7 protein-coding genes and 2 pseudogenes are annotated in these 6,819 nt (G+C 54.5%); 6 read left to right on the top strand and 3 right to left on the bottom strand.

Translation table 11 applies throughout. The features are described 5' to 3' along the window. The first annotated feature begins 74 nt into the window (after window positions 1-74). Both NUV89_RS07065 and NUV89_RS07060 read left to right on the top strand, forming a co-directional pair. Entirely contained in the window at window positions 75-1,400 is a 1,326-nt protein-coding gene (locus NUV89_RS07065; protein ID WP_019334884.1) for an OprD family porin, read from the top strand. A gap of 155 nt (window positions 1,401-1,555) precedes the next feature. Next, window positions 1,556-1,970: pseudogene (locus tag NUV89_RS07060) on the top strand (potassium transporter Kup); the annotation flags it as partial. A gap of 265 nt (window positions 1,971-2,235) precedes the next feature. Here NUV89_RS07060 and NUV89_RS07055 read toward each other — a convergent pair. Genes NUV89_RS07055 through NUV89_RS07045 form a run of 3 tightly spaced genes read right to left on the bottom strand, consistent with a single transcriptional unit; the run spans window position 2,236 to window position 4,019 of the window. Beyond that, a complete protein-coding gene (locus NUV89_RS07055) occupies window positions 2,236-2,883 on the bottom strand; it encodes a hypothetical protein (RefSeq protein WP_032856627.1) in 648 nt (215 codons plus the stop codon). Window positions 2,884-2,895: 12 nt separating this feature from the next. Beyond that, window positions 2,896-3,633: a HupE/UreJ family protein gene (locus NUV89_RS07050; RefSeq protein ID WP_032856628.1), complete on the bottom strand. Its 738-nt coding sequence runs from the start codon at window positions 3,631-3,633 to the stop codon at window positions 2,896-2,898. Window positions 3,634-3,680: 47 nt separating this feature from the next. Then, window positions 3,681-4,019 (bottom strand): hypothetical protein, encoded by a 339-nt coding sequence (locus NUV89_RS07045; protein ID WP_229752137.1) that lies wholly within the window; start codon window positions 4,017-4,019, stop codon window positions 3,681-3,683. A gap of 127 nt (window positions 4,020-4,146) precedes the next feature. Between NUV89_RS07045 and NUV89_RS07040 the strand changes: the two genes are divergently transcribed. From NUV89_RS07040 to NUV89_RS07025, 4 genes and pseudogenes are all read left to right on the top strand, one after another. Further along, entirely contained in the window at window positions 4,147-4,446 is a 300-nt protein-coding gene (locus NUV89_RS07040) for a metal-sensing transcriptional repressor (RefSeq protein ID WP_032856629.1), read from the top strand. Between the two features lie 7 nt (window positions 4,447-4,453). After that, a pseudogene (locus tag NUV89_RS07035) lies at window positions 4,454-5,589 on the top strand (nickel/cobalt efflux protein RcnA). 12 nt (window positions 5,590-5,601) lie between these two features. After that, window positions 5,602-6,039, top strand: a complete 438-nt coding sequence (locus NUV89_RS07030) for a YqaA family protein (protein ID WP_032856630.1) — start codon at window positions 5,602-5,604, stop codon at window positions 6,037-6,039. Beyond that, a complete protein-coding gene (locus NUV89_RS07025; protein WP_050593284.1) occupies window positions 6,036-6,779 on the top strand; it encodes a TraX family protein in 744 nt (247 codons plus the stop codon). Before NUV89_RS07030 ends, NUV89_RS07025 begins: the two co-directional genes overlap by 4 nt. The last annotated feature ends 40 nt before the right edge of the window (window positions 6,780-6,819 follow it).

Here is a 6,819-nt window from a genome sequence, read left to right as displayed (position 1 = left end):
CGGATCAGGTGGTCAGGCGTATTTCAGCACATTTGAAAACTTGTTCGGAGATTCCCTAAAGCCTGGAGTGTTAAATGAACAATAAAAGCATTTATGGTCTTTCTCTAATTGCCCTTGGCATGAGCATGGGGCAAGTTGCAGTAGCTGTGGAGCAAAAGCCTGAAGGGTTCATTGAGGGGAGCACCTTTAGTATTCTCAATCGGAATCTCTATCTCAATCGTGATTATCGAAAGGGCCAGTCAAGCCCCACGGGCAATGGTTACTCAGCCGAATGGGCTCATGGCATTATTGGCCGATTCGAATCAGGCTTTACTCAAGGTACCGTAGGCTTCGGCATTGATGCGTTTGCAATGGAAGGCCTCAAGCTCGATTCAGGTGATGGTCGCTCGGGAGCCCGAAGCTCAGTCGATGTCTTGCCGCACAATAGCAAAGGCCAACCTGAAGACTCCTACTCAAAAGTAGGCGGGGCCGCAAAAGTGCGTTTCCTGGATACAGTCGTCAAGGTAGGCGACGTATTTCCATCGACGCCTGTCGTTGCCTATGGGGATTCCCGACTTCTCCCGGAGAGTTTCCGTGGTGCAACGTTCACTAATACCAGCATCAAAGGCCTGACCCTTCAGGGGGGCCGGCTGCATGCGATGAGCCAACCCAATTCCAGTAGCATGCGTGACGGCTTTTCAACTTTTTACGCCGGTGCAGTAGATGCTCCATGGATCGCTTATCTAGGGGGCGATTACACGGTCAATGAGCACGTAGGTGTGAGTCTTTACACCAGCCAATTCAAGGATGTGTGGAACCAATACTACGCGGGCACCACATTGAGCTATCCACTCTCAGAAAGCGTATCGCTAATCGGCGGCTTTAATTACTACCGAGCGGTTGATGAGGGTAAAAAACTTCTGGGAAGCTTCGATAACAACATCTGGAGCGGCAAGACCGGGGTCAAATTCGGAGCGCACGCCGTGACCGTTGGTTACCAGCGCAATAATGGTAACGACGACTTTGACTACCTTCGCCAGTCCGACTCAATTTTCTTGGATAACTCTATCCAATACAGCGATTTCAACTCACCGAAAGAGCAATCCTTGCAGCTGCGCTACGATCTAGATATGCAGGCTTTCGGCATCCCCGGTCTCAGCTTCATGACCCGCTACGCTAAGGGCTGGGATGCGGACTATTCCAACGCGAACAGCGTGTACATGCGTCGCGGCGCGGATGGTGCCCCATTGCAGGACCAAAAGCGTTGGGAGCGAGACATAGAGGCCAAATACGTCATCCAGTCAGGCTCTCTGAAGGACATGTCTTTGCGTGTTCGCCAAGCAACGACACGAGCTACCGATTTCGAATCTGATTTGGACGAAGTCAGACTGATTGTCGAATACCCATTGCAACTGCTTTAACGGACGCTAGCCATCGGCATCAGGTGTCCAATTGCCAAATACACCCCCGTCTCTTTGTTTCTCCTTTGGTTTAGAGACGGCTTAGGCGCCCTAGTGGCGCCTTTTTTTGTGGATTGACATAAATGTTGGTATGACCCGGCAGTTATTACAATGCTGATACAGCCCCTCATGCGCTCTCGCACAATCTATTGCATAAACAGGTTCTGCACGAGCAGGTGGTGTTGCTAACTGTGGCGTCTGAAGACAGCTGCGCGTACCAGATGATCGGCGGTTTGAGGTCTAGGCTTATGACGAATAATTTTTCCGGGTTAACCCGCACTTTGGTCTTATCGGGGAGCCTGACCTAGCCGTAGCCTTGAGTTTCTTACACTTGAATGAGCTGGATTTCTGCACGAAGCAATCCACCTACTTCCTTAGCCGCGAGACGGATATCCCGATCAAGCGTATCGGAATGGCTCGTCGGCGAGAAAGCTTGTTCACTTTTTTACTGAAGCACGTCAACAGCAACCTCAAATACTTCCATTTGCCGCTGACCGAGTGGTCGAACTGGGTGCGCAGGTTGAGATATAGAAGCAAACAAGGCCGCAAATGCGGCCATGTTTTATTCAGGGTGTTACTCGTGTGAGTGTCCGTGCTCAGCGGTCTTGGATGTTGTTCCTTTCTCACCGCCACCGCATGCGGTCATCAGGCCAATAAAGCAAATCAGGAGCATCGAACGAATCAGCGTTGCTGGGGTTTTCATGGAATGACTCTTCAAAAAATGGATGAGATAAATGGTCTTTATCTAGGTTGATCGCTGCATTTTCGGCAATAGAACAGCCATCGCTGCTTCGGATTACTGTTTGACGCTCAAGTAATCGCCGGCCGTTCTCAGTGAGATGGTCACGTCGCTATTGCTGCGGTTACGCCAAAACCAACCATGGGTGCCGTCAAAAATGGCGGTGAATTCACCTTTGTCACTTTTGACTTGCTTGCCCTTGGTATAGCTGTGGAAGTAACCCTTTTCACCGTTGTAAGGCTCGCCATGGGTGTCGTAATTCACAGGCCCACCAGCCGCTGTCCATTCATAGCTGACCGTCTTGCCCTTCAGCACTTTCAGTTTGATTTCTGTCCCTTCACCTGGCTTGAGCGTGACGCTCATTTGATTTGTCTTCAGAGCTGGGGGAGGTGTCGCCACTGGCGGAGTAACAGGTGTCGCAACAGGTTCAGCCTGTGCAACCTGCGAAGCTGGAGCTGGAGCTAAAGTTGCTGGTTGAGGTGGTGCTGCATCCGCCAAAGCCTCCTGGGCCAGGATGATCTTCAGTTCGCCCATTTGGGTCAGCCCCAGTGCTCGGCCCACACCCGTTGGATCAACGGCATATTCCGAAGGCATGACAACGGTCACCAGCAGGACGACCGCAGTCAACAGTGCAATGACAGTCGAACGCACCAGTTTGCGAGTGCTGGGCAATTCATTAACAGTTGGAAGCGGAGTATTGAACATGGTCAGAATTCCTTACGCAGAGACAAACAGGCCGGTGATCTGGTAACCCATCAGCAGGAAACCGGCACTCATCATGGCGACGTTGGCGGCGTAGGCGTGGCGCCAGAAACCGCCGGTGCGCCGCCAATACCCCATCAAAATGAGAATCGCGCTAAGGGCCAGCAATTGGCCGATCTCAACACCTACGTTGAAGGCGATCAGGTTCGGAATCAGGCCATCAGACGAGATCTCGTACTCCTGAATCTTCGTTGCCAGCCCAAAACCGTGGAGTAGTCCGAAGATCAACGTGGCCACCTTGGTGTTGGGTTGGAAACCGAACCAGCGCTGGAATGCACCCAGGTTATCGAGCGCCTTGTACACCACCGAGAAACCGATGATGGCGTCGATGATGTAGGAGCTGATGCTGATCTCGGTCAGTACGCCAAGCAGCAGCGTGACCGAGTGGCCTACAGCGAACAGCGTGACGTAGAGCCCCACGTCTTTCAGGCGGTAGAGGAAGAAGATCACCCCGAACAGAAACAGCAGGTGGTCGTAGCCTGTCATCATGTGTTTGGCTCCCATGTAGATGAAGGGCAGCAACAAGACGCCGGAACTTTCCTGGATGAAGCCCTTGTCTCCTTCCGCGACGGCGTGAGCCATCGCCTCGGGCATCCCGAGGAAAAGTGCAGTGACAAGTAAAAAAAACAGCAGTAGCGGGCGGTGCGATGGCGCAGTGAATGCGACAACGCCGCTCATCGAGTGCGAATGCATAGATCAATCCTACGTTGCAGGGATCAAAGGCCGCGGTGCGGCCATGGTCAGGATGCGAACGAAGGACGGGGTGGACGCTCGATCAAGAAAATCGGCGGACGAGGAACGGAATATCGGCGTGCATCAACTCGTATGGACAGCTTCGGCTGTGCAGCCAAACTCAACGCGGACGTGAGCTGTGGCGTTTCGTGCTGATGGTCAGGGGTCAACGGCGAGTGGTAGTGATCCGAGTAGCTCGCGCTCGACATCTCTGCCTGCTGCTCATTGGAGTGATGGGCATCTTGCGCAATCTCCCAGGCTGGCTGTTTCGATGTCACCGACAACGTATAGGTATGCCCGGCCCAAGCCACAAACATGGCCAGAGCAAGTGCGATTACCACCGTCATTGTCAGTGTTCTACTGAACATAGTGTTCGGCTTTCAACTCGTTTTGTGGGGCTTTGATGCGTTTGACCGCATCCCCCTAGGGGGGATAGGATGCCAGCCTAATTCATTGAGGCCTGAGGCTCAAGTCATGAGTGAGCAAGAACACGAACACAGCCATGCGCATACCCACCAAAGTCATGAAGCAATCATCAAGCGGCTCAAGCGGGCGGACGGCCATTTACGCGGCATCATCACCATGATCGAAGAGGGTCGTCAGTGCGTGGACATCGCCCAGCAGCTGCATGCTGTTGAAAAAGCGGTGTGCCAAGCGAAGCGCACGCTCATCCAGGATCACATTGATCACTGCCTGGAGGACACCGTCTCGGCGTTGAACAATGGCGAGCGCGCACCACTGGAAGCCTTCAAGCAAATCACCAAGTACCTTTAGGTCTGACATGCCCAACTTCGCTGAACTCTTGCAGCAGGTGGTTCACACGCCTGGCTGTATTTTCCGAGCGCTATTCTGCTCGGTGCCTTACATGGCCTGGAGCCGGGCCATTCAAAAACCATGATGGCGGCCTTCATCGTGGCTATCCGTGGCTCGGTCAAACAGGCCGTTTTGTTGGGCTTGGCCGCGACGCTTTCGCACACCGCAGTGGTGTGGTTGGTTGCAATCGGCGGAATGTACCTGGGCAAAGGTCTGGATGCTCAAACCACAGAACCTTACTTCCAGCTCGCGTCCTCCGCGCTGATCATTGTGATTGCGCTCTGGATGTTGTGGCGTACCTGGCGTGGTGAGCAGATGTTCAAGTTCGAGCAAGGTGATGATCACCACCACGACGAGCATGACCATGGTCATCATGATGAGACCCACCGAATCGATACCAGCCATGGCCGTGTTGAGCTGTCAATCTTCGAAGAAGGCATGCCACCGCACTGGCGCCTGAAGACATTGACCGGACACGCCTGGGCAGCCTCAGATGTTCGCCTGATGACTACCCGTCCGGACGGCAGCACTCAATCGTTCTCTTTCGTCGAGCGCGAAGGCTTCCTGGAGTCGGCAGTCGATATCCCGGAGCCTCATGAGTTCAGTGCCCGCTTGAGTCTGGGCCATGCGGGTCATTCCCATGATTATGACCTAGAATACCAAGAGCATGATCACGGGCACGCGCATTCCGAACTGGAAGGCCTGGAGTTGTCGATTGATGGCTATCAGGATGCGCATGAGCGCGCCCATGCCAACGATATCCGCAAGCGCTTTACCAACCGTGAGGTCACCACGGGACAGATCATTATGTTCGGCTTGACGGGGGGGCTCATTCCTTGCCCTGCGGCCATCACCGTTCTACTGCTCTGCCTTCAGATCAAAGAAGTCGCCTTGGGTGGCGTGCTCGTCCTGTGCTTCAGCATTGGTCTGGCGCTCACACTGGTTACCGTCGGTGCAGCAGCCGCTATTGGCGCCAAGCAGGCCTCGAATCGCTGGCCTTGGATGGGCGCCGTTGCGCGTCGTGCACCTTACCTGTCCAGCGTGTTGATCATCGGTGTTGGTCTGTACGTCGGCTTTCATGGCTGGATCGGCCTGAACGCATGAGGCGACGTCCGAGTGTTTGAACTCACCAGCTACGTTGGTCTGTTCCTGGCGGCATTCGGTGCCGCCACGTTACTGCCAATGCAATCTGAAGCTGTGCTGGTCGGGATGCTGCTTTCCGACCAGTACGTCGTTTCTACGCTTTTGGCGGTCGCCACCTTCGGCAACGTGCTCGGATCGGCGCTGAACTGGATTCTAGGTCGCTCTATTGAGCGATTGCGCCACAAGCGCTGGTTCCCGGTGAGCGAGAGCAAGCTTGAAAAGGCCCGGAACTCCTACCTGCGCTACGGGCGCTGGTCGTTGCTGCTGAGCTGGGTGCCGATCATTGGCGATCCGCTGACAGTCGTCGCCGGAGTCATGCGCGAGCCACTTTGGAGTTTTCTGCTGATTGTCACCCTGGCCAAGGGCGTGCGTTATCTCGTGCTGACCGCCGTCACACTGGGGTGGGTATGACGACTGCTCATACAGCCCAGAATTCCTTACTCAAGAGCCGAAGCAGTAGTCTGGATCTGATCAAGTGGCTGGCGATGCTGACCATGGTTATCGATCACTTACGCTTGGTGTGGCCGGAGATGAGTAATCTGTTCATTCTGGGGCGGCTGTCTTTTCCGCTGTTCTGTCTCGCCATTGCGGCCAACGTGGCGCGCTCCAAACCGGGTGAGTGGCTGACTGCTGCGAACGGACGCTACCTCGCCTTGATGCTGTTGTTCGCCGCCATTTCAGAAGTGCCTTATCGCTACATCAGCACCTCGGGATCATTCAACGTGTTGGTTACCCTGGCGTTAGGGCTGGTGATTGCCTGGGGGTGGCAACATCGCACTTTGTTGAGCGGCGCTATGGCGTTGATGGCCGCTGCAGTTGCCTACGTGCTGGATGATCCTCTGATGTACGGCTTCTACGGTGCACTTGTTCCAGCGGCTGTCTTAGTAGCAATAAAGAACCCAGGTGTTCTTTGGCTGCTGCCAGCGGCTCTATGCCTGTTGAGCAATACCCGCAGTAGCATCGTAACCAGGGCGTTGGACTTGGAAATCTATTCAATGCTGGCTTTGAGCACCGCATTCGCGGCCCCCTTGATCGGACTTTGGCTTCTGCGTCAGACCTTCTCCTTCAAGATCTGGCCGGTCGGGCAATGGGGCTACTGGTTCTATCCGGGGCACCTTGCCGCTCTGCAAGCCCTACGGCTCCTAGTCTGAATGTCCGACAGCTAGCCTTAGCAAATCTTAGGAACTTACA

This window comes from Pseudomonas sp. 18.1.10, assembly GCF_024655625.1.
Lineage (GTDB): Bacteria > Pseudomonadota > Gammaproteobacteria > Pseudomonadales > Pseudomonadaceae > Aquipseudomonas.
The sequence above is the reverse complement of the archived record's forward strand: the minus strand, read 5'-3'. Positions and strand labels throughout refer to the sequence as shown.